Source organism: Candidatus Mycobacterium methanotrophicum, from assembly GCF_023515995.1.
Lineage (GTDB): Bacteria > Actinomycetota > Actinomycetes > Mycobacteriales > Mycobacteriaceae > Mycobacterium > Mycobacterium methanotrophicum.
In genome coordinates, this window is record NZ_CP097320.1 from 2115927 (window position 1) to 2136772 (window position 20846).

At 65.6% G+C, this 20846-nt stretch carries 15 protein-coding genes and 5 pseudogenes; 13 read left to right on the forward strand and 7 right to left on the reverse strand.

Annotation, left to right across the window (positions count from 1 at the left end):
• Window positions 1-9: 9 nt before the first annotated feature.
• Window positions 10-705 (reverse strand): annotated as a pseudogene (locus M5I08_RS11215) (Sir2 family NAD-dependent protein deacetylase).
• Between the two features lie 336 nt (window positions 706-1041).
• Window positions 1042-1582: pseudogene (locus M5I08_RS11220) on the reverse strand (cysteine hydrolase family protein).
• A 512-nt stretch (window positions 1583-2094) separates the two neighbouring features.
• On the opposite strand from M5I08_RS11220, the pseudogene M5I08_RS11225 reads away from it, so the two are divergent.
• Window positions 2095-2732, forward strand: a pseudogene (locus M5I08_RS11225) (ISAs1 family transposase); the annotation flags it as partial.
• A 136-nt stretch (window positions 2733-2868) separates the two neighbouring features.
• Here the strand turns inward: M5I08_RS11225 and M5I08_RS11230 are convergent.
• Genes M5I08_RS11230 through M5I08_RS11240 form a run of 3 tightly spaced genes read right to left on the reverse strand, consistent with a single transcriptional unit; the run spans window position 2869 to window position 6026 of the window.
• Window positions 2869-3240 carry a DUF732 domain-containing protein gene (locus M5I08_RS11230; RefSeq protein ID WP_219068028.1) on the reverse strand — a complete coding sequence of 124 codons (372 nt, stop codon included), beginning with the start codon at window positions 3238-3240 and terminating at the stop codon, window positions 2869-2871.
• 50 nt (window positions 3241-3290) lie between these two features.
• A complete protein-coding gene (locus tag M5I08_RS11235) occupies window positions 3291-4685 on the reverse strand; it encodes a PPE family protein (protein WP_219068029.1) in 1395 nt (464 codons plus the stop codon).
• Between the two features lie 24 nt (window positions 4686-4709).
• On the reverse strand, window positions 4710-6026 hold the full coding sequence (locus M5I08_RS11240) for a PPE family protein (RefSeq protein WP_219068052.1): 1317 nt from the start codon (window positions 6024-6026) through the stop codon (window positions 4710-4712).
• An 820-nt stretch (window positions 6027-6846) separates the two neighbouring features.
• Between M5I08_RS11240 and M5I08_RS11245 the strand changes: the two genes are divergently transcribed.
• Entirely contained in the window at window positions 6847-7146 is a 300-nt protein-coding gene (locus M5I08_RS11245; protein WP_219068030.1) for a PE family protein, read from the forward strand.
• Window positions 7147-7519: 373 nt separating this feature from the next.
• Window positions 7520-9562 carry an NAD(+) synthase gene (locus M5I08_RS11250; protein WP_219068031.1) on the forward strand — a complete coding sequence of 681 codons (2043 nt, stop codon included), beginning with the start codon at window positions 7520-7522 and terminating at the stop codon, window positions 9560-9562.
• A gap of 141 nt (window positions 9563-9703) precedes the next feature.
• On the opposite strand, the pseudogene M5I08_RS11255 reads toward M5I08_RS11250, so the two are convergent.
• A pseudogene (locus tag M5I08_RS11255) lies at window positions 9704-9928 on the reverse strand (integrase core domain-containing protein); the annotation flags it as partial.
• A gap of 466 nt (window positions 9929-10394) precedes the next feature.
• Between M5I08_RS11255 and M5I08_RS11260 the strand changes: the two are divergent.
• On the forward strand, window positions 10395-11579 hold the full coding sequence (locus tag M5I08_RS11260) for an Rv2628 protein family (protein WP_219068032.1): 1185 nt from the start codon (window positions 10395-10397) through the stop codon (window positions 11577-11579).
• A gap of 282 nt (window positions 11580-11861) precedes the next feature.
• Here the strand turns inward: M5I08_RS11260 and M5I08_RS11270 are convergent, their stop codons facing one another.
• Entirely contained in the window at window positions 11862-12719 is an 858-nt protein-coding gene (locus tag M5I08_RS11270; RefSeq protein WP_304502947.1) for a ribokinase, read from the reverse strand.
• A gap of 139 nt (window positions 12720-12858) precedes the next feature.
• Between M5I08_RS11270 and M5I08_RS11275 the strand changes: the two are divergent.
• From M5I08_RS11275 to M5I08_RS11315, 9 genes and pseudogenes are all read left to right on the forward strand, one after another.
• Window positions 12859-13680 (forward strand): annotated as a pseudogene (locus M5I08_RS11275) (hypothetical protein); the annotation flags it as partial.
• 206 nt (window positions 13681-13886) lie between these two features.
• Window positions 13887-15125 (forward strand): glutamate-5-semialdehyde dehydrogenase, encoded by a 1239-nt coding sequence (locus M5I08_RS11280; RefSeq protein WP_219068034.1) that lies wholly within the window; start codon window positions 13887-13889, stop codon window positions 15123-15125.
• A 21-nt stretch (window positions 15126-15146) separates the two neighbouring features.
• The gene (locus tag M5I08_RS11285; protein WP_219068035.1) at window positions 15147-16022 is read left to right on the forward strand and encodes an AAA family ATPase; all 876 of its coding nucleotides are present in this window, start codon (window positions 15147-15149) and stop codon (window positions 16020-16022) included.
• 8 nt (window positions 16023-16030) lie between these two features.
• A complete protein-coding gene (locus tag M5I08_RS11290; protein ID WP_219068036.1) occupies window positions 16031-17473 on the forward strand; it encodes a vWA domain-containing protein in 1443 nt (480 codons plus the stop codon).
• A gap of 173 nt (window positions 17474-17646) precedes the next feature.
• Window positions 17647-18243 carry a nicotinate-nucleotide adenylyltransferase gene (gene nadD, locus M5I08_RS11295; protein ID WP_249763344.1) on the forward strand — a complete coding sequence of 199 codons (597 nt, stop codon included), beginning with the start codon at window positions 17647-17649 and terminating at the stop codon, window positions 18241-18243.
• The gene (gene rsfS / locus M5I08_RS11300; protein ID WP_219068038.1) at window positions 18240-18611 is read left to right on the forward strand and encodes a ribosome silencing factor; all 372 of its coding nucleotides are present in this window, start codon (window positions 18240-18242) and stop codon (window positions 18609-18611) included. The genes nadD and rsfS overlap by 4 nt, the downstream gene beginning before the upstream one ends.
• Window positions 18608-19291, forward strand: coding sequence for a glucosyl-3-phosphoglycerate phosphatase (gene gpgP / locus M5I08_RS11305; RefSeq protein WP_219068039.1), 684 nt, complete (start codon window positions 18608-18610; stop codon window positions 19289-19291). Before rsfS ends, gpgP begins: the two co-directional genes overlap by 4 nt.
• Window positions 19281-20018: a diglucosylglycerate octanoyltransferase gene (gene octT, locus M5I08_RS11310; protein WP_219068040.1), complete on the forward strand. Its 738-nt coding sequence runs from the start codon at window positions 19281-19283 to the stop codon at window positions 20016-20018. The genes gpgP and octT overlap by 11 nt, the downstream gene beginning before the upstream one ends.
• Window positions 20006-20839, forward strand: coding sequence for a DegV family protein (locus M5I08_RS11315; RefSeq protein WP_219068041.1), 834 nt, complete (start codon window positions 20006-20008; stop codon window positions 20837-20839). Before octT ends, M5I08_RS11315 begins: the two co-directional genes overlap by 13 nt.
• The last annotated feature ends 7 nt before the right edge of the window (window positions 20840-20846 follow it).

The window sequence follows — 20846 nt, forward strand, 5'->3', positions numbered from 1 at the left end:
CACACTCGACTAACGAACCGACGCCGCGGCGAGCTCCTCGGCCAGCAGCGTCAGAAATTCCGAGCAGCCGCCGTCGACCGTGACGGTGGCCCACTCGTCGCCGCGGGTGGGTCCACGGTTGACGATGGCGACCGGAATGCCGCGCGCCGCGGCATGGCGCGCAAATCGGTAGCCCGAGAACACCGTCAACGACGATCCGGCCACCAGCAGCGAGCGTCCGGAGCAACGGCCAGCCCACCGGCAGCTCCGACGCGTTCGATGAATCCCGGGTTGAGCGCGTCGAGTCTTTCGCCCAGCGCCGCGCGGCTCATCGACTCAGCGCAGTTCAGGCAGATCACCTGCGCATAGGCGCCGCGCAGATGATGACGTTGCGGCTGCCGGCCTTGGTGTGCAACAGGTCAACGTTTTGGGTGATGACACCGGTCACTATGCCCGCGCGCTCCAGTGTCGCCACCGCCCGATCCCCGCGTTGGGCAGCGTTTCATCCATGTGTCGCCAGCCGACGTGATTGCGCGCCCAATACCGCTGGCGAAACAGCGGGTCGGAGGTGAGCTGCCGGATCGTCATCGGATTGCTCGGCGGCGAATCGGGGCCTCGGTAATCCGGGATACCGGAGTCGGTGGAAACCCCCGCGCCGGTCAACACCGCGACACGGCGACCGGCCAATAGCGCAACTAGCTCCGGAGATTCCGCGGAGGCCGTCACCCATTCGACAATACGGGCAACCGGAGCCGGCCCCTGGTGTTGGGCGTCAGGGCGACTTGCGCCAAGCACCCGATAATCGAGACGACGAAGGCCGGTTTGCGCCGGCTGATCCGCGCGAGCGGCGCCACCGCGACGTCTGCAACGAAGAGCAGGCCACTGCCAAGCACTGCGACACCGAATGCCTGACTGAATCAGGCCTGAAGGCGCAGTGCAGGTAAGTGCACGCGGTCGTTGTCTATCGCACCGAACGGCACCGGTGCCGTTCCGGCTGCCGTGCTTGGCGAGTGCATCCTGCACTCGTCGCGGCCCAGGCTCCACTTCCTTTGGCGAGTGGATCTAGCCAAGACAGTCCGCCGCCGACGTCAATTCGGCGGACATGTTCTGCTTCATCATCGTGAGCGCCGCGTCGCTCAATTCGGCGTCGATGTGGGCTACGGCGTCGGTCGGGATCACGACCGGAATGTGGCGGACGTAGGCGTCCAGCGCGGTATAGAGGATGCACTGCTCGGTGACCTGGCCGGTCAGGATTAGCCGCTTGGTCCCGAGACGATTGAGAAGGTAGGCCAGCGGTGTCGAATAGAACGTGCTGTGGCGGACCTTGGTCAGCACTCGGCTTCCCATGGTCGGCAAGATTCGGATCCACCAAATCGGGGCGTGCGCCGCCACGGGCCGAGCGGACAAGGTCGGAGAACTCCGCGGTGAAATTGCCATAGTTGTCGTTGACATACACCAAGTCGACGTCGTCGGATTGACGTGCGCGCTCGACGAGGTCGGCAAGCGGTCCGATAATTCGCAGGACATTCCGAGCTAATTGGCAGGCATCGGGATGCTCGTAGCTGCTGAGCATGTCGATCACAAGAACCGCGGTTTCGGTCATGACGGTGGGATACCCGCTGGCTCCGCGTCGACACCATAAGGTCATTCGGCGAACGTCCAGTTTGGTGGCGATAGTGATCACAAGACATCCCAGCTTGGGCCCATACTCCTTACCGACGAGCTATCTCGCGTTCACCGCAGGAGACTCACTAGTATTTCACACCCCGATCGCTGCACGCCCAGCAAACGCATCAAGCGGTATGCTGAGCTGCGCAATGTCGCCATCCGACGGGCACGTAAGCTACCGCGTTTGTTCGGGAGAGTAAGGTCGGCCGCGCGAAATTGGGGGCTTCATAGTTCTTCTTGATGCTTAACAGAATTGGCGTGCCGGGCATGCCTGCCGGTGACTGATCCGAATAGCGGTGTGCACGATCGCCGCCACTAACTAACTTCTCTATCTGTTCTCGCGCCTGCCGAAGGCCGGCCCGGACTGCGGCGCCGAGCTCTTGACGTTGGTCGGTTTGCAGATTGCACCGGGTGGCTCGCCGCAAGGCGATAGCCAGCCCAGGGTTCCTGCCCCGCACTGTGCGGCTGTTGCCCACCGTGGATGCGATGCACACCCAAACCGCCGCCAAGCTGGTCTGCTCGACGCTGAAGTCGCGCTGTCTGATGATCGTGAAGGCCAACCAACCCGGCCTGCCGGCCCGCATCACCGCGCTGCCCTGGACCGACGTCCCGCCCACCGCCACCGACGAAGCCGCGGCCGCGGGCGCGTCGAGACCAGAACACTGCAAACACTCACCGCCGCCCGCGGAATCGGATTCCCCTACGCCGAACAGGTCATCCGCATCACCCGCGAACGGCTGCTCACCGCGACCGGGCAGCGCAGCGCCGAGGTCGTGTACGCCATCTGCAGCCTGCCGTTCGAGCATGCCCGGCCGGCCATGGTCGCGCGCTGGCTCAGGCAGCACTGGGGCATCGAGGTGCAGGCGCGCTGGGTGCGAGGGGTGACCTGGGACGAGGACCGCTCGACCGTACGCGCCGGCACCGCGCCCCAGGTCATGGGCAGCCTCAGAAACACTGCCCTAACTTGCGCCGACTGCGCGGAGCCCACAAACGTCGCCGAAGCCTGCCGCGTCACCGCCTTCAGCAGCGACCGCGGCCTCGACCTGCTCACCGACCATCAAATCACCTGGTCACAAGCGTGCTAGTCAACAACGCCGGAACCCCGATAGCCAGCCAGACTGGACTCGGTCGCGTGTGGTTACACCGCGGTGATTTTGGGGCTGCAGGGCGAAACGCGGTATTCCGCATGTATGTCTTTGCTGCGTCCAGCTATTTGGCGGCTCACTCGCCAGCTGTGTCGCCGCCTTTGCCGCCAGGTTCTTCGGCCTCCTCGAGTTGTCGCGGGCAGTACGATTTCGCCGAGATCGTCGCGAACTGAGCAGCGCCGCTTTCGGTGAGTGCGGGGTTGCTTTCTCGGAGGTGCTTGAGAAGGTGAAGTCCGGACATGCCGCGGTTGACTAGTCCGCATACCGCTTGGCCAGCACTGATGGCCTGGTTCGGGTCGCCGTAGCTGATCCCTACTTTCTGCAGGTCGGCCAGGAAAACGCCATTATTGTCACTGCCGGGCGGCTCATCGGTGCCGGGGCCGGCGTGCGCCGGCACCGCGAGGATGATCCCCGTCGATACGCCGAGCAGGGCTAACAGCAGTTTCATCAATCCTTGCCTTTCTTGCAGGGTGTTCGTCCTGACGTTTGGTTGATGCACTACCCCAGCTGGGATTCGCGCTTTGCCGCGGTGGCCGGGGCTTTCTCGTCGGCGCATACGTGTACCGCGTGGATGCCGGGTTTTGTCGACAGCCTCGCGACCAGATCGTCGAGCCCGGCCTGATCGACGGTCCAGTGCTGCACGGCTTCAGGCTGCTGCTGTAGTTGCGCGATGACCTTGTCAAGCTTGACCGGCGCTTTGCTGCGCTGGCCTCGGGTTATTCGGGCCCGGACGCCAGTTGAGCTGACGACGCGGGCGGCCGGGCTGCCCAGGGCGCCTCCCGTCAAACTGCCCAGCGTTCCCTGGTTGAGCACGCCCAACGGGATATCAGTCGCAGGAGCCGCAGCGAAACTGGTGCCCGGCAACGCGGTGGAGGCAAGTTTGATCGCCGGGGTCGCGCCGGCCCAGCTGGGTGGCGCCGACAACGTGCCCACCGTCTGCGCGCTGCCCAGAACCGCCGACGCCGCCCTGGCGCCGAGGCCAGGGGCGACATGCCCCGGCGACGCCAGCCCGCCGTTGAGCGCCCCTAACGGTATCCCGTGGCTCCACGGCTGATAAACAGAAAAGTTCTTCCACTGCGAAATGCCCAGGCTGGCAGTGCTATTGACAACATTGGTCCAGGTGGCCTGACCGCCGACTCCCGACATCAACGAGTACAAATCCGACCACAGCGTCGACAGATCCGAACCCGTCGGGAGCGTGTTTGTCACGCCGGCAAAGGAGTGCGTGTCGAGTCCAATGATGTCGGTCGAAAACGTGCTGAAGCCGGCCTGTAACTGTTGGGCGATCGTTTCCGCATCGGAGGATGTCGACGTCGTGCTTGCGGCCGCCACCGCGGCCGACTGAGTGGTCTCGCCACTGCCGTTGGTGGTCCTCGGCGGTTCGCAGAACTTGGTCAGCTGCGTGGCAGCCGCCGACGAGGCGGCGTAACCGAACATCGTGGCGGCATCTTGGGCCCACATCTGACCGTACTCGGCTTCGGTGGCCGCGATCGCCGAAGTGTTTTGCCCAAAGATGTTGGTCTGCGACAACGATGCCAGCTGGCTGCGGTTTGCCGCGATCTCCGCCGGCGGCACGGTGGCCGCGAGCGCGGCCTCGTAGGCGCTGGCTGCGGCCCGGGCCTGGCCGGCGGTCTGCTCGGCCTGGGCAGCCGTGGTCGATATCCACGTCACATACGGTGCCGCTGCAGCCGCCATGGACGCCGATGACGGACCCTCCCACGAGCCGCTGGTCAGCCCAGAGATCACCGATTGGTACGAGGACGCAGCGGACTGCAACTCGCCGGCGAGCCCGTCCCAGGCCGTCGCAGCGGCCTGCAACGCCTCCGCGCCTGGGCCCGAGTAGATTTTGCCGGAGATGACCTCCGGTGGCTGCGCTGCGAAATCGAAAACCATTGCCGCGACCCTCGTTATTCCGAGTTATTCCGAGCTCGGCGGTATCACGATGATGGTGGCGGTGGCGGCGATTTCGTCGGCCGCCACAGCGCCGGGCACGCGGTAGGCCTGCCGGGCGACGGCGCGGGTGGCGGTCCCGCCAATGGCGCGTCCGGCCAGACTCGACAGGGCCGTCTCGCCGAACGTCCCGTTCTGAGCGATCGCAGTCATCTCCGGAGCAGCGTCTACCGCGCTCGCGTTCATCTCGGTCGCAACCGTCCGGACCGCAGGGACGGCCGACGCCCAGTTCGCCGGTACCGACAGCGACCCGATCGTGCCGGCACGGCCCGCCGCGGCCGACGCCGTCGCCTGATTCGCCCCGGCAGCGTACGAGCCGCCCAGCAGCCCGCTGTGCAGTAGTGGGGACAACGCCCCGACGATGGGTTTGGGGTTGATCAAGGGCCCGATGCCTTGGATGCCGACGCCCAGGTTCGGAATACTGATGCTGGCCTGCCACCAGCTCTTGAACAAGCCCGCGATTCCGATAGGGGTCCACGGCCCGGCGGCGTAGGCGTTGATGGTGCCGGTCAAGCTCGTCATGGCCTGCTCGATGTCCTTGATCCCCGACGAGAGCGATGTTGGCAGCGTGACGGTCGTCCCCAGCTGGTTGACGAGCTGTGTCTCGAGGGTGGACAGCTGGGTCGAACCGTTCGTGATCTGGGTGCCCCACTGCGTGAGCTCGGTGTTCAGCTCGGTCAGGAACGATTCCAGATGGGAGCCGGTCGAATCCGCGGCCGAGTTTGCGGCGGCGGCCGACTGGGTGGCCTGCCCGCTGTCGTTGGTGGTCGTCGGCGGTGTGGTGAACGAGGTCAGCTGAGATGCGGTGGCCGACGAGCCGGCGTAGCCGTACATCGCGGCAGCATCCTGTGCCCAAAACTCGGAGTACGTTGCCTCGTTGGCTGCAATCGCTGGAGTGTTCTGGCCCAGCAGGTTGGTCGCGACGAGCGCCGCCAGTTGCGCCCGATTGGCCGCGATCAGCGGCGGCGGCACGCTGGCAGCGAAGGCGGCCTCATAGGCGCCCGCAGCCGCCTGGGCGTGGGATGCCGTCTGCTCGGCTTGAGCGGCGGTGCCGCTCAGCCACTCTGTGTAGGGTGCCGCCGCGGCCGTCATCGACGCTGACGAGGGGCCCTGCCATCCTGAGCTCGCCAGCTCGGAGATTGTGGACCCGTAAGATGCCGCCGTGGAATGCAACTCGCTGGCCAACCCATCCCAGGCAGTTGCCGCGGCCAGCAGTGGCGCCGACCCGGGTCCGGAGTAAATTCTGCCGGAATTGATCTCCGGCGGTAATGCCCCGAAATCCAACATCGGCTTCCCTCGCTCCAGCTATGTGGTCCACACCGCCCGCCCGCGCTTGGCGTCACCGACAGCGCTGAACTTCGACGACATTCAGCCCTGTCCGGCAGCTGCTGGCAATTGAGTACGAGTTGGCTGGCAGCTGCCTGGATCCGCTTGCAGTCAGAAGATTAGCCAGCTTTGCCGCAACACGCGGCGGTCGGCATCGTCGGGTTCTGCGCCGTTATCGCTCGCCACGGACGGCGGCTGACCTCTGGCGGTTCGGCAAGTACGGCGCCGAATCAGCCCGGTTACCTCGCGAAAGTCCAAAACCTGGACCTGCCGGCAGACCGGAGACGGCCGGCGAACGACCGGTGTCGGCGAATAAAAATCGCGCCATGAAAAATCTTTGCGCTCTCGCCACGTGTCACCAAAGCCCGACCTCAAATGCCTGCCCGACAACACCGCCGACGAACGATCGCAGCGCGACTTGGCAGAAGGGCGCCCACGGCGCATGGCCGGTGCTCATGGTGAAGGGCTCCGGCGTTTATTCGCGGTGAGATTCTTACCCGGGAACGGGATGTTCGTGTCTGGGCCGACGGCTGGCACGGGATCCGATTTCCGGGTGTTTCGGCACGCCGCAGCCGGTTTTCGCGATTTACCCGGCCACCAAGCGGCAGCCCCGTCATACGGAGAGCGGGCCGGCGCGATCGCGACGGCATACGCCCGTCCCGGCGCGGCCGGCTTAGAGTCCTCTCCCAAGCAACTGCCAGATAACCCACCCACGATTGCCCGGGTGGCGGCGCTGCTCGAAGATGTTGGCACACCGTTATTTAGAGGAGACACGCGCATGTCATTCGTGACCACGCAGCCTGAATTCCTGAGCGCGGCGGCCAATACCCTGGGCGGAATCGGCGCGGGGTTCAGCGCTCAAAACGCCGCCGCGGCGGCCCCGACCACCGGGGTGGTTCCCGCCGCAGCCGACGAGGTGTCGGCGTTGACCGCGGCGCAGTTTGCCGCCCACGCGCAGCGCTACCAGGCGGTGGCCGCGCAGGCTGCGGTGATCCACGAGCAGTTCGTGAACACGTTGGCGACCAGCGCCGGATCGTATGCGGCTACCGAAGCTGCCAACGCCGCCGCGGCCGGCTGACCTCAGGGCTTCACGCCATGTCTGAAGCAGTCGCGCCCTGTTTTGCGGTTAGGTGAGCGCGGCGCGGATGGCCTGTCAGGCGGTGGCTATCGCTTTTGCCCAGCGCCAGTGGCGTCGATACGCAGCCGTAGTTGTCGGGCTCGGCCGAGATGGTTTTGCGAGCTCTGCCATGGGCGTCGAACCTACCGCCGAACGCCTCGGCAGGCATGCCGACCATTAGGCAGGCGACCGATGTCGCCGGGCGTCGCGGCGGCAACGCGGTATTCCGCATGAAAGACCCGCTCGAATGCCGCGACTTGCCGTTGGCGGGTAGACGGCGGACGGCGACCCCGATAATCGGGTAGTGACACCGGCTGGGCGACAATGGAAGGCAATGGACTTTTATAACGCCTACCACCAGGGATTTGTCCGTGTCGCGGCGTGCACCCACCATTCCGCGATCGGCGACCCGGCGGCCAATGCCGCGTCGGTTCTGCGGCTGGCTCGCCAGTGCCACGACGACGGCGTAGCTCTCGCCGTTTTCCCGGAACTGACGCTGTCCGGGTATTCCATCGAGGACATCCTGCTGCAAGACGTGTTGCTCGACGCGGTCGAGGATGCCGTCCTGGATGTCGTCACGGCTTCTAGCGACCTGCTGCCGCTGCTGGTAATCGGTGCCCCGCTGCGCTATGGGCACCGCATCTACAACACGGCGGTGGTCATCCATCGTGGTGTTGTGCTAGGCGTGGCGCCCAAGTCCTACTTGCCCACGTACCGGGAGTTCTATGAGCGCCGCCAAATCGCGCCGGGCGACGACGAACACGGCACGATCCGAATCGCCGGCATGCAAGCGCCGTTTGGCCCGGACCTGTTGTTCGCCGCATCCGACCGGCCCAACTTCGTGCTGCACGCCGAAATCTGCGAGGACATGTTCGTTCCGGTCCCGCCCAGCGCTGAAGCGGCGCTGGCGGGCGCGACGGTGCTGGCTAACCTGTCCGGCAGCCCGATCACGATCGGTCGCGCCGAAGATCGCTGCTTGCTAGCCCGCTCGGCATCGTCGCGTTGCCTGGCGGCCTACGTCTACGCCGCTGCGGGGCCGGGCGAATCGACGACCGACCTGGCTTGGGACGGCCAGACGATGATCTGGGAGAACGGTGCACTGCTGGCCCAATCCGAGCGCTTCCCCAAAGGAGAACGGCGCAGCATCGCCGACGTCGACACCGAGCTGATCCGCTCCGAGCGGCTGCGGATGGGGACCTTCGACGACAACCGGCGCCACCACCGCGCACTGGCGGAGTCGTTCCGGCGCATCGAGTTTCGCCTCGATCCACCGTCCGGCGACATCGGACTGCGGCGCGAGATCGAACGGTTTCCGTTCGTGCCGGCCGATCCGAGTCGGCTGCAGCAAGACTGCTACGAGGCTTACAACATTCAGGTCGCCGGGCTCGAACAGCGGATGCGGGCATTGGACTATCCCAAGATCGTGATAGGCATTTCCGGCGGCTTGGACTCGACCCACGCGTTGATCGTCGCCGCGCGCGCGATGGACCGAGAAGAACGGCCGCGCAGCGACATTCTGGCGTTCACACTGCCAGGCTTCGCGACCGGAGAGCGCACCAAACGCAATGCGGTCGAGCTGTGCCGGGCACTCGGTGTCACCTTCTCCGAAATCGACATCACCGAGACCGCGAAGCTGATGCTCAACGAGATCGATCACCCGTTCTCCCGCGGCGAAAAGGTCTACGACGTCACTTTCGAAAACGTTCAGGCCGGCCTGCGCACCGACTATCTGTTCCGGCTGGCCAACCAGCGCGGTGGAATCGTGCTAGGCACGGGCGATCTTTCCGAGCTGGGTCTGGGCTGGTCGACCTACGGTGTCGGCGACCAGATGTCGCACTACAACGTCAATGCCGGCGTGCCGAAAACCCTGATACAGCACCTGGTTCGCTGGGTCATCTCCTCCGGCCAGTTCGAATCGGAGGTAGGCGAGGTGCTGCAGTCGGTGCTCGACACCGAAATCACTCCTGAATTGGTGCCCAGCGGCGAAGAGGAAGAGCTGCAGAGCAGCGAGGCCAAGGTCGGACCTTTTGCGCTGCAAGATTTTTCACTGTTTCAGGTACTGCGTTACGGTTTCCGTCCGTCGAAGATCGCGTTCTTGGCGTGGCACGCCTGGAGTGATCCCGACCGCGGCAATTGGCCGCCCGGGTTTCCGGAGAACAAGCGACCGTCCTACTCGCTCAAGGAGATTCGGCACTGGTCGGGAGTCTTCGTGCAGCGGTTCTACTCGTTCAGCCAGTTCAAGCGCTCAGCGCTGCCCAACGGGCCCAAGGTGTCGCACGGCGGCGCGCTGTCGCCGCGCGGGGACTGGCGCGCCCCGTCGGACATGTCGGCGCAGGCCTGGCTCGACGAGATCGAGCGCGAGGTTCCCGAAGACTAGTCGCTGGTAAAACGCCCGAGGCCCGGTTCACCGACCGCATCAGGCGGGATCGGCGGCAACCTCGATGTCGCCCGCCGCGGCCGCCGCACGCAGTCGATCAAAGTCATCGAGTGTGGTTCCCCCGAAAGCGTGGAGGGTTTCCTATGCCGCTTCCGGCTTGGTCTTGGATTCCCGGATCTCGTAGTTGACCGGCGATAGCCCGTCGGCGGCACTGTGCCGGCGTTGGTGATTGTAGAAGGTGTAGCAACAGTCGATGACCACAGCCTGCGCATGTATAGTAGCACGGAAACTATTGCGGGACAGCACTTCCCATTCCAGCGAGGAGAAGAACGCCTCCGCGGCGGCATTGTCGAAACATGATCCGACCCACTTCGACCAGCAGCGCGGTCGGGGGACCGCGGATGTTGTTTCGGCGAAATCGGTCTCAATCTGCCGCCTAGCCTTCGTGCAGTCCGCTAGTCGCGGCGCGAGTCGCAAGTGGCGGCCGCCTGTCCGGAATTTCGCGGGTCCGACGGTAGTTCCGTCCAGAGCTGTTCGCCGGTTCGTCTGGGCTTTTCGTCGTCACCAAGCAGGTCTGTGAACAGAACCAGTGTCTCGCCCACCTGTGTCGCAGCGCACCACTTCGGCCTTGCCGATATCCCGGGTAGCGACCCTGGCAACGATCTGCTCCCCGTCATGGGATTCAGCCAACACCGCCCATCAACTCCTCACACCACCCGCAACCGTGACCCGGTGGGAGGCCGCCCCTGGGATCGCCGGCAAGCGGATTTCGGAGTCAAGTAGCGGTAAACTCAAAGTTTCGATCCCCCGACGGGAAGGGCGGCGATTTGCGATGACCGGGCCTTCGAAACCCGAGGGTATGCGCCCCGAGATTGCGCTGTCGTGGCGACGGTCGATGCTCAGCGGCCTCAAACCGGACGCGCCGTTAAATCCAGAACCAGCCGACTTCGAAAACGACTCCCCGCTGCTGCGGTCCGCCCGTCCGGTCCTCGACGAAATGGCCGACGAGATCGCCGGAACGGGCGTGAGCGTTCTCCTCACTGACCGTGACTGCCGGTTAGTGCGGCGGGTCGTCGACGGCTCCCAGGTTCGACGGCGAATGGACCGGTTGGGTTTCCTCGACGGCTCGCAATTCAGCGAAGACGTCGTAGGCACCAGCGGATTAGGCACACCCGCCGAAGTGCGGCAGTCCATCATGGTGAACGGTGCCGAACACTACGCTGAGCAGTTCAAGAGCCTGAGCTGTTACGGGCATCCGATCTTCCACCCGGCCACGGGGCGATTCGAAGGAATACTTGACCTGACCGTCGAGGCGCCCGAGGTGAACCCGCTGGTTGTGCCCTTCATCAATCGGGCCGTCCACGACGTCGAACATCGGCTGGTCGTTGGTTCCCGAGCCTCCCAGGAGCGGTTGGTGAACGCCTTCGAGGACATCCCGCCCCAGCCTGAGGTCGCGGTCGCCGCAGTGGGTGCGGACACGTTGCTGAGCAACCAACTCGCGGTCGATCTGCTGGACCCGAGCGATCACGCGAAGCTGCGACAGATCGCGGCCGACCTGCGGCCGGGGCAGGTCCGCATGGTGGACATCGAGCTTTCCAGCGGGGAGCCGGTCTGCGTCGAGGCCAAGTCGGTGGCCGGAGCCGACGGGGGGACGGTGTTCCTGATCCGGCCGGCGCGCGCACCGATCCGGCCGGCGAGGCACAGCGTCCCCGAATCCGCGGCCCACGGTCAATGGTTGAAGCACCTGGTGGCCGCGCGAGCAACGCGCCGCGACGAAGTCGCGCACAGACGGGGACAGACTATCTACCGGGTGACTGATCGCCTGCATGATGGGCGAACAGTCTGCGTGCCAGGAGATCAGATCGCCACCACGGTGTCCGCGTGGCTGGCCGAACTAGGGGCGCACAGCCCGCTAGTGGAGGATCTCGCCAGGGCCGTCACGAATGCCGATTGGTCCGCCGCTTATCGCACTGCCGACTCCTTGGCGGTCTCCGTGGAAGTCGTCGCGCCCGAATAACAACGGAATGGCAGTCCGCTGGTGGACGATTGGGACGCCTATCAACGCGGGTCGTACCAGTACCGCGCCGATATCCTCGGCGGCACAACCCGTTATCGCCGGTGTCATCGCGTTACGGGCTTCCGGGCGGCCCAGCGTCACGATCGCGAATGGCCCGTCGCGCCGAAACGTCAGAAAAGGCGTTCCCAGCCAGTCACCCTCGGGCGGGCGTGGGCTGCCATTGTCTGTTGGCGGCATTGCGTCTCTCCTTTGCGGCGCGATCCATCCGGTTCTGGTATTTGATCAGTCCGGCAGAGTCGCGTCGTCGATCGCCTCGGCATACGGCGCGCAGTCCCCGGCGCCGGGCACCAGCGTCGCCAGTGCACCGGCGGCGCAGGCCCGGCGCAACGCGCGGTCGTAGCCGTCGGCCCAACTCGCAGCCAACACCCCGGCGAACACGTCACCGGTGCCGGAAGTGTCGACGGGCTGCACGGCCGGCGGCGTAATGGTGAGCTCCTGATCGTTGCCGGCATAACCGGCACCGCGGCTCCCGCGGGTGATCACCCGATGCGCGACCGGCCAAACCCATTGCGCCGCTTCGGCTTTGTTGACCACCACGACATCCGTCGCCTCGGCCAGCTTGGCCAACTCGGCTGGATCGCCGCCAGACGGTGAGGCGTTGACGATCACGGTGGCGCCGGCCGAATGCGCCTGGCGGGCAGCGGCTATCGCCGCGGCAACCGGGATCTCCAACTGCAGCAGCAGCACGTCGCAGTCGGCGATGAGCCCGCGTGAGGCGGCGGAGTCCAGCGTCAGGCGGCCATTGGCGCCCGGCGCGACGACGATGAGGTTCTCGCCGGCAGAGTCGACCACGACGACGGCACTGCCGCTGGGACCGGGCACGGTGATGAGCCCCTCGGTGCCCACGCCGTTCGCGCTCAGGTGCTCGCGCAGCGCTGCCGCCGCCGGGTCGTCACCGACGGCTCCGACGAACTGCACGCGCGCACCGGCACGTGCAGCGGCCACCGCCTGATTGGCGCCCTTGCCGCCGGGTGTCGATCGGACCGATGCCGCCAGCACCGTCTCGCCCGGGTGCGGCAATGTGTCGACCTCGAACCCGACGTCCATATTCACGCTGCCCACCACGCATACGCGTGCCATTCCGCCGACGGTATGGAGTTCCGCCCGGTTTGACAACTTTGCGTTGGTAACGGTTTTCGGCAAATCCGGTTTCAGCAGATTCTTCGCGTTACGCTGCTGCGAGATCTGGGCCTTTCCCAGACAGCGGAAGGGAATCCGATTGACGCCGCGGCGCTCAACTGATCCGGTAGGGCAAGACCAAGCGGTCTCGGCCGGCAACGGTAGCCGACACCAGCGGGCGCTGGCGCGGTTCAGCATTCAGTCCAAGATCATGGTGATGCTGCTGGTTTCCAGCCTCGCGTCGTTGGCGGTGATCTGCGTCATCGAGTACATATCCGGTCGTCGCGCCCTGTTGCCTGCCGTCTCCGAACGGATGGTCGAGCTGCGTGAGGGACAGAAGCGTGCATTGGAGATGTTGTTCGCCGATCTGACGAATTCTCTGATCGTGTACAGCAGGGGGTCAGCCGCCATCGAGGCCGTGCAGGCGTTCACCGCCGGCTTCGACCAACTGGCGGATGCGTATCTTCAACTCCACTACACCGTTCCGTCGTTCGGCGCCTCAGCCCCGCCCGACGACGCCGGTGACGGCAGCGCATGGTCGGCCGCGAATGCGCGCTTTGACAACTACTTTCGAGAGATCGCAACCCGCTTCGAATATCGGGACGCCATGCTGCTCGACACTCGGGGCGACCTGGTCTACAGCGTGAAAAAGGGCCCCGCGCTGGGCACCAATATCCTGGCCGGTCCGGACAAGTTAATGCGTTCTGACTCGCGATTGTTCCTGGAGGACCCCAAAAAATACCAGCGCGGGGCCGAAGCGGCAGGAATCCCGCCCGACATCGTCGACCAAGCGATCAGGTGGCACGGCACGACACTGGTCCAGCCCGTCGAGACAGCAGCTGGCCGCGCTTCCGAGCGCGGCCAGAGCGGAACCATGATCGATACCGGATACCTGGGAGAGCGGGAACTGGTGGCTTACGCTGGTGCTGGCCAACACCTATTGGATGAAAGGCCAGCCGCGCATCGTTGCCGCCAACGCCGGAACAGCGACGCTCAAAGAGGTTTCAGCCGCGCTGTAGCGAATCCGGTGGCCTGCGAGCCGAGCGAATCCCTGGCTGCCGGGCGTTCATTTGAGGGTGGAATAGGGCCGTGTCAACCGGTCCGTTGCAAGCTCGATACCCTGGGTCGATGAGTGTGCATGCTCCCGACTTGCGCCTACAGGTACATCAGGCCGCGCGCCGGGCACGGGTCGCCGCCCGCGTGCTGGCCTCATTGCCGACGGTCGCCAAGGACCAGGCACTGTGTGCCACCGCGGAGGCCATCGTCGCCGACACCGACCGGATCCTGGCGGCTAACGCCGAAGATTTGGCGGCGGCGCGGGCTGCCGAGGCGCCGACCGCGATGATCGACCGATTGGCGCTGGACCCGAAGCGCATCAACGGAATCGCCGCCGGGCTGCGGCAGGTCGCAGGACTGCCCGATCCGGTCGGCGAGGTGCTGCGCGGCTACACCCTGCCCAATGGGCTTGCGCTGCGCCAGCAACGGGTGCCGCTGGGCGTGGTCGGGATGGTTTATGAGGGCCGGCCCAATGTCACCGTCGATGCGTTCGGTTTGACGCTCAAGTCCGGCAACGCGGCGCTGCTGCGCGGTAGCGCATCCGCAGCCCATTGCAACGAGGCGCTGGTCTCGGTGCTGCGCTCGGCGCTGGTCAGCGAAGATTTGCCCGCCGATGCCGTCCAGCTGGTCTCGGCCGCCGACCGCTCTACCGTCACCCACCTGATCCAGGCGCGGGGCTTGGTCGACGTGGTGATCCCGCGCGGGGGAGCGGGCCTGATCGACGCGGTGGTCCGTGACGCGCAAGTGCCGACCATCGAGACCGGTGTCGGCAATTGCCACGTCTATGTGCACGATGCCGCCGACCTCGACGTGGCTGAACGGATCCTGCTCAACTCCAAGACCCGTCGCCCCAGCGTCTGCAACGCCGCTGAGACGCTGCTGGTCGACGCCGGGATCGCCGGACAGGCCCTGCCGCGACTGATCTCAGCACTCCAAGACGCCGGCGTGACGGTGCATCTCGACCCCGACGACGCCCACTTGCGCCGCGAATACTTGGCAATGGAGATCGCGGTCGCGGTCGTCGACGGTGTCGACGAGGCGATTACGCACATCAACGAATACGGCACCGGCCACACTGAAGCTATCGTAACCACCAATATGGCTGCCGCCCAACGGTTTACCGAAGCGGTGGATGCGGCCGCGGTGATGGTCAACGCGTCGACAAGCTTTACCGACGGCGAACAGTTTGGGTTCGGCGCCGAGATCGGCATCTCCACCCAAAAGCTGCACGCCCGCGGCCCGATGGGACTGCCGGAATTGACCTCGACCAAGTGGATCGTGTGGGGAGAGGGTCAGACCCGGCCGGCCTGAATTGCTTAGGAGTACGCAGAAGTGAGTGTGCCCGCGCGGCCCGTTCCGCTATTCGCCGATATCGAAGATGTCGGCCGACGGCTGGCCGAAACCGGCTACCTGCCTGATACCGCGACCGCGACCGCTGTTTTCCTCGCCGACCGGCTGGGCAAGCCGCTGCTGGTGGAAGGACCCGCCGGGGTCGGCAAGACCGAACTGGCCCGTGCCGTCGCGCAGGCCACCGGGTGCGGTCTGGTCCGCCTGCAGTGCTACGAAGGCGTCGACGAGGCCCGCGCGCTCTACGAGTGGAACCACGCCAAGCAGATTCTGCGCATCCAGTCCGGTTCCGCAGACTGGGACCAGACCAAGACCGATGTATTCACCGAGGAATTCCTGCTGTCGCGGCCCCTGCTGACCGCGATCCGGCGCACCGAGCCCACCGTGTTGCTGATCGACGAAACCGACAAAGCCGACATCGAAATCGAGGGCCTGCTGCTGGAAGTGCTCTCCGACTTCGCTGTGAAGGTGCCCGAATTGGGCACCATCACCGCCGAGCGGGCGCCGTTCGTGGTGCTGACTTCCAACGCGACCCGCGAGCTCTCGGAGGCGCTCAAACGGCGTTGCCTGTTTTTGCACATCGACTTCCCTAGCCCCGATTTGGAACGCCGCATCCTGCTGTCCCGCGTGCCCGAACTGCCCGGCCACATCGCCGACGAATTGGTGCGCATTGTCGCGGTGCTACGTGGAATGCAGCTCAAAAAGCTGCCGTCGGTGGCCGAAACCATCGACTGGGGACGCACGGTGCTCGCCCTTGGCCTGGACACCATCGACGACGCGACCATCGCCGCCACGCTGGGCGTGGTGCTCAAACATCAATCCGATCAGCAGCGCGCCACCGGCGAACTTCGGCTGAATTAGGGACACTGATGGCCGCCCGCCGCGTTCGTCCCAGCCACCCGCTGGCCCCACACGGCTTGCCGGGTCACCTAGTGGGCTTCGTCGAAGCGCTCCGCGGACAAGGGATTTCGGTTGGCCCCTCGGAGACGGTGGACGCCGGCAAAGTGATGGCAGTCCTGGGGCTTAGCGACCGGAAGGTGCTGCGCGAGGGCCTCGCATGCGCGGTGTTGCGCAGGCCCGAGCACCGCGAAACCTACGACGCCATGTTCGACCTGTGGTGGCCCGCAGCGCTGGGTGCACGTGCGGTCGTCACTGAAGAAGCCGAGGCCGAACCCGAGATGCAGCTGCCGCCCGACGACGTCGAGGCGATGCGGCAGATGCTGCTGGATTTGCTCACCGCCAATGCCGACCTCGCCGACATGGACGAGCGGTTGGTCGCGATGATCGCGCAAATCGTCGACGCCTACGGCAAATACAACTCCAGCCGCGGACCCTCGTTCTCGTCGTATCAGGCGCTCACGGCGATGGCGCTCGACGAGCTGGAAGGCAAGCTGTTGGCCGGCCTGCTCGTTCCCTACGGCGACGAACCCACTCCGGCCCAGGGGCAGGTTGCCAAAGCTCTTGCCGCACAGCGGGTCACGCAGCTGCGGAAGATGGTCGACGCCGAGACCAAGCGGCGCGCCGCCGAGCAACTTGGCCGCGACCACGTCCAGATGTATGGAATCCCGCAGCTGGCCGAGAACGTCGAATTCCTCCGAGCCTCGGGCGAGCAGCTGCGCGCGATGCGCAAGGTGGTGCAACCACTGGCGCGCACCCTGGCCACCCGGTTGGCCGTCCGTCGGCGTCGTGCCCGGGCCGGGGCGATCGACCTGCGCAAGACGTTGCGCAAGTCGATGTCCACCGGAGGTGTGCCGATCGACCTGGTGCTGCGCAAACCGCGCCCGGCGCGTCCCGAACTGGTGGTGTTGTGCGACGTGTCGGGGTCCGTCGCCGGTTTCAGCCACTTCACCCTGTTGTTAGTGCATGCGCTGCGTCAACAGTTTTCCCGTGTTCGGGTGTTCGCCTTCATCGACACCGCCGACGAGGTGACCCACCTGTTCGGTCCGGATGCCGACCTGGCGGTGGCGATCCAGCGGATCACCCGCGAAGCCGATGTCTACACCCGCGACGGACACAGTGATTACGGCAATGCGTTCATTTCGTTCACCGAGCAGTTCCACAACGTGCTCTCGCCACGCAGCTCGCTGCTGGTACTCGGTGACGGCCGCACAAACTACCGCGACCCGGCCACCAAGGTCTTGGCGCACATGGTGAATGCCAGCCGACACGCACACTGGCTCAACCCCGAGCCCATGCACCTGTGGAACAGCGGCGACTCGGCGGTGGCGCGCTACCAAGAGGTGATCACCATGCACGAATGCCGCTCTGCCAAGCAGCTGGCAGCGGTGGTCGACCAGCTGCTCCCGGTGTAAGGTCGCGCGCCGTCCTTCTGGCGTGAACGTGCGTGTTTGCGCGCCGACACGCCGTAGCCGTCGTACAACTGCGCACGTTCGGCGGTGACCTCGACCTCGGCAGAGTGCAGCCCAAGATGCTTGATTCAGCTCAAGTAAGCTGGCAAGCCATGCGAAAGCGGCGGCTGGGAGTGATGGGTGGGACGTTCGACCCCATCCACAACGGCCACCTGGTCGCCGCCAGCGAGGCCGCTTACTTGTTCGATCTTGACGAAGTGGTCTTCGTGCCCACCGGTCAGCCGCGGCTGAAGGGGCGCCAGGTCAGCGCCGGTGAAGACCGCTACCTGATGACCGTCATCGCCACTGCGGCCAACCCCCGTTTTTCGGTGAGCCGGGTCGACATCGACCGCGGCGGGCTCACCTACACCAAGGACACGTTGCGGGATTTGCACGCCCTCAATCCCGACGCGGAGCTGTACTTCATCACTGGCGCTGACGCGTTGGCGTCGATCCTGTCGTGGCAGGACTTGGAGCAGATGTTTGCGATGGCCCGGTTCGTCGGGGTTAGTCGGCCCGGCTACGAACTGGGCCGCGACCATCTCACCGACATCCTCGACGGCCTGCCCGACGACGCGTTGACACTGGTCGAAATTCCGGCGCTGGCCATTTCGTCTACCGACTGTCGCCGGCGTGCGCAAGAGTCGCGGCCGTTGTGGTACTTGATGCCCGACGGCGTGGTCCAGTACATCTCCAAGCGCGAGCTCTACCGCAAACCGGGGGATCAACAGTGACAGCCAGCCAAGAGGCCATCGAGATGGCAGGTGTCGCTGCGTCCGCGGCGGCGTCGAAACTTGCCGAGGATGTCGTCGTCATCGACGTCTCCGGTCAACTCGTCATCACCGACTGCTTCGTCATCGCCTCGGCGTCCAACGAACGGCAGGTCAACGCCATTGTGGACGAGGTCGAGGAAAAGATGCGCAAAGCTGGCTACAAGCCCGCACGCCGCGAGGGTGCCCGCGAAGGCCGCTGGACCTTGCTGGACTACGTCGACATCGTGGTGCACATCCAGCATCAAAACGAACGCGATTTCTATGCGCTGGACCGGCTCTGGGGCGACTGCCCGGTGGTGGCGGTTGACTTGTCTGCGAGCCGGTCATGACGATGCGCCGCCTGGTGATGCTGCGCCACGGGCAAACCGAATTCAATCTTGGCAACAGGATGCAGGGCCAGCTGGACACCGAGCTGAGTGAGTTGGGTCGAGTACAGGCGGTGGCCGCGGCCGAGGCGCTGGCCAAAACGCAGCCGCTGCGCATCGTGTCGTCGGATCTGCGACGCGCCTTGGACACCGCGGTCGTGCTGGGAGAGCGTACGGGCCTGCAGGTTCAGATCGATGACCGGTTACGCGAGACGCACCTGGGCGACTGGCAGGGCATGACGCACGCGGAGATCGACGCCATCGCACCGGGTGCCCGGCTGGCCTGGCGCGAGGACGCCACCTGGGCACCGCACGGCGGCGAGAGCAGGGTCGACGTGGCGGCGCGCAGCCTGCCGTTGATCGCCGAGCTGGTCGCCGTCGAGCCCGAATGGGGCTCCGAGGAGGGGCCGGCGCGGCCGGTGGTGCTGGTCGCCCACGGCGGATTGATCGCGGCCATGACCGCGGCGCTGCTGCGGCTGCCCATTGCCGACTGGCCCGCGCTGGGTGGCATGGGCAACGCCAGTTGGACGCAGCTGGGCGGGCGTTCCGCCGATACGAACGCCAGCGCCGAGACCTTCGACGAGATTCGGTGGCGCCTGGGCGTGTGGAACGCTTCAACACGGGTCGCCGGCGATGTGCTCTGACCAACTGCCGCGTCCGGCGCTATTGGTCTTCGCCGATTCGTTGGCCTACTATGGACCGACCGGCGGCCTACCCGCAAACGACCCGCGCATCTGGCCTAACATTGTTGCGGCGCAGCTTGATTGGGATCTAGAACTGATCGGCCGCATCGGCTGGACGTGTCGGGATGTGTGGTGGGCAGCCACCCAGGATCCACGGGCCTGGGCGGCGCTGCCCCGCGCCGGGGCGGTGATCTTCGCAACGGGCGGGATGGATTCGCTGCCGTCGCCCTTGCCGACGGCGTTGCGCGAACTCATCCGCTACGTGCGGCCGCCGTGGCTGCGGCGATGGGTCCGCGACGGCTACGGTTGGGTGCAGCCGCGGCTTTCTCCGGTCGCCAGAACTGCGCTGCCACCGCACTTGTCGGCGGAATACCTCGAGCTGACGCGCGGCGCAATCGATTTCAATCGGCCTGGCATCCCGATCGTGGCGTCGCTGCCGTCGGTGCACATCGCCGAGACCTATGGAAAGGCCCATCATGGCCGCGCCAGCACGGTCGGGGCCATCGCCCGATGGGCCGACCAGCGCGATATTCCGCTCGTCGACCTGAAATCCGCAGTTGCCGAGCATGTTATCAGTGGACGTGGCAACCCCGACGGCATCCACTGGAACTTCGAAGCCCACCAGGCGGTCGCGGAGTTAATGCTCAAGGCGCTGGCCGAAGCCGGCGTGGATACATGCCAGTCGTAGTGGTCACCGACTCGTCGGCGCGCCTTCCCGAAGATCTGCGCCGGCAATGGTCGATTCGCCAAGTGCCGCTGCACATCCTGCTCGACGACACTGATCTGCGTGACGGCGTGGACGATGTTCCCGACGACATCCACGACTACGGCCAGGCCACCACCGCGGCAGCCACGACGGCGGAACTGAGCGAGGTATACCGGCAGGCGCTGATCGATAGTGGGGGCGACGGGATGGTGGCAGTGCACCTTTCGGCCGCGCTGTCGGGGACTTTTGGCGCCGCCGAAACCACTGCAGCCGAGATCGGTCCAATGATCCGGGTGATCGACTCGAAGTCAACCGCGATGAATACCGGTTTCGTGGCGTTAGCCGCCGCGCGGGCAGCGGCCGGCGGGGCCGATTTGGACACAGTTGCAGAATCGGCGGCCGCGGCGGTGGGTCGCAATCACGGGTTCATCGTCGTACACCAGCTGGACAACCTGCGGCGCAGCGGGCGCATCGGTGGTGCCGGTGCTTGGCTGGGCACCGAGCTGTCGCTCAAGCCGCTGTTGCGCATCGATGACGGCAAACTTGTTCTGGCGCAACGGGTCCGCACCGCCAGCAAGGCGGTCGCGACGATGATCGACCGGGTGTGTGAGGTCGTCGGAGAGCATTCGGCGGCGATCGCGGTGCATCATGTCGCCAACCTCGACGGAGCCGCCGACCTGGCCGGCGTACTGGCCGAGCGGTTGCCGGCGTGTGAGCCGGCGATCGTCACCGACCTTGGCCCGGTGCTGGCGTTGCACGTCGGTGCCGGCGCGCTCGCGGTGTGTGTCGAGGTGGCCGAGTAGGGGGCTA

Bases quoted from the DNA above. Each gene is read 5' to 3' on its own strand.
- M5I08_RS11245 (WP_219068030.1), top strand. From the start codon at position 6,847: ATGTCATTCGTGACCACGCAGCCTGAATTCCTGAGCGCGGCGGCCAAT.
- M5I08_RS11270 (WP_304502947.1), bottom strand. From the start codon at position 12,719: ATGGCACGCGTATGCGTGGTGGGCAGCGTGAATATGGACGTCGGGTTC.
- M5I08_RS11290 (WP_219068036.1), top strand. From the start codon at position 16,031: ATGGCCGCCCGCCGCGTTCGTCCCAGCCACCCGCTGGCCCCACACGGC.
- M5I08_RS11280 (WP_219068034.1), top strand. From the start codon at position 13,887: ATGAGTGTGCATGCTCCCGACTTGCGCCTACAGGTACATCAGGCCGCG.
- octT (WP_219068040.1), top strand. From the start codon at position 19,281: ATGTGCTCTGACCAACTGCCGCGTCCGGCGCTATTGGTCTTCGCCGAT.
- M5I08_RS11235 (WP_219068029.1), bottom strand. From the start codon at position 4,685: ATGGTTTTCGATTTCGCAGCGCAGCCACCGGAGGTCATCTCCGGCAAA.
- M5I08_RS11250 (WP_219068031.1), top strand. From the start codon at position 7,520: ATGGACTTTTATAACGCCTACCACCAGGGATTTGTCCGTGTCGCGGCG.
- M5I08_RS11315 (WP_219068041.1), top strand. From the start codon at position 20,006: ATGCCAGTCGTAGTGGTCACCGACTCGTCGGCGCGCCTTCCCGAAGAT.
- M5I08_RS11230 (WP_219068028.1), bottom strand. From the start codon at position 3,240: ATGAAACTGCTGTTAGCCCTGCTCGGCGTATCGACGGGGATCATCCTC.
- gpgP (WP_219068039.1), top strand. From the start codon at position 18,608: ATGACGATGCGCCGCCTGGTGATGCTGCGCCACGGGCAAACCGAATTC.
- M5I08_RS11260 (WP_219068032.1), top strand. From the start codon at position 10,395: ATGACCGGGCCTTCGAAACCCGAGGGTATGCGCCCCGAGATTGCGCTG.
- nadD (WP_249763344.1), top strand. From the start codon at position 17,647: ATGGGTGGGACGTTCGACCCCATCCACAACGGCCACCTGGTCGCCGCC.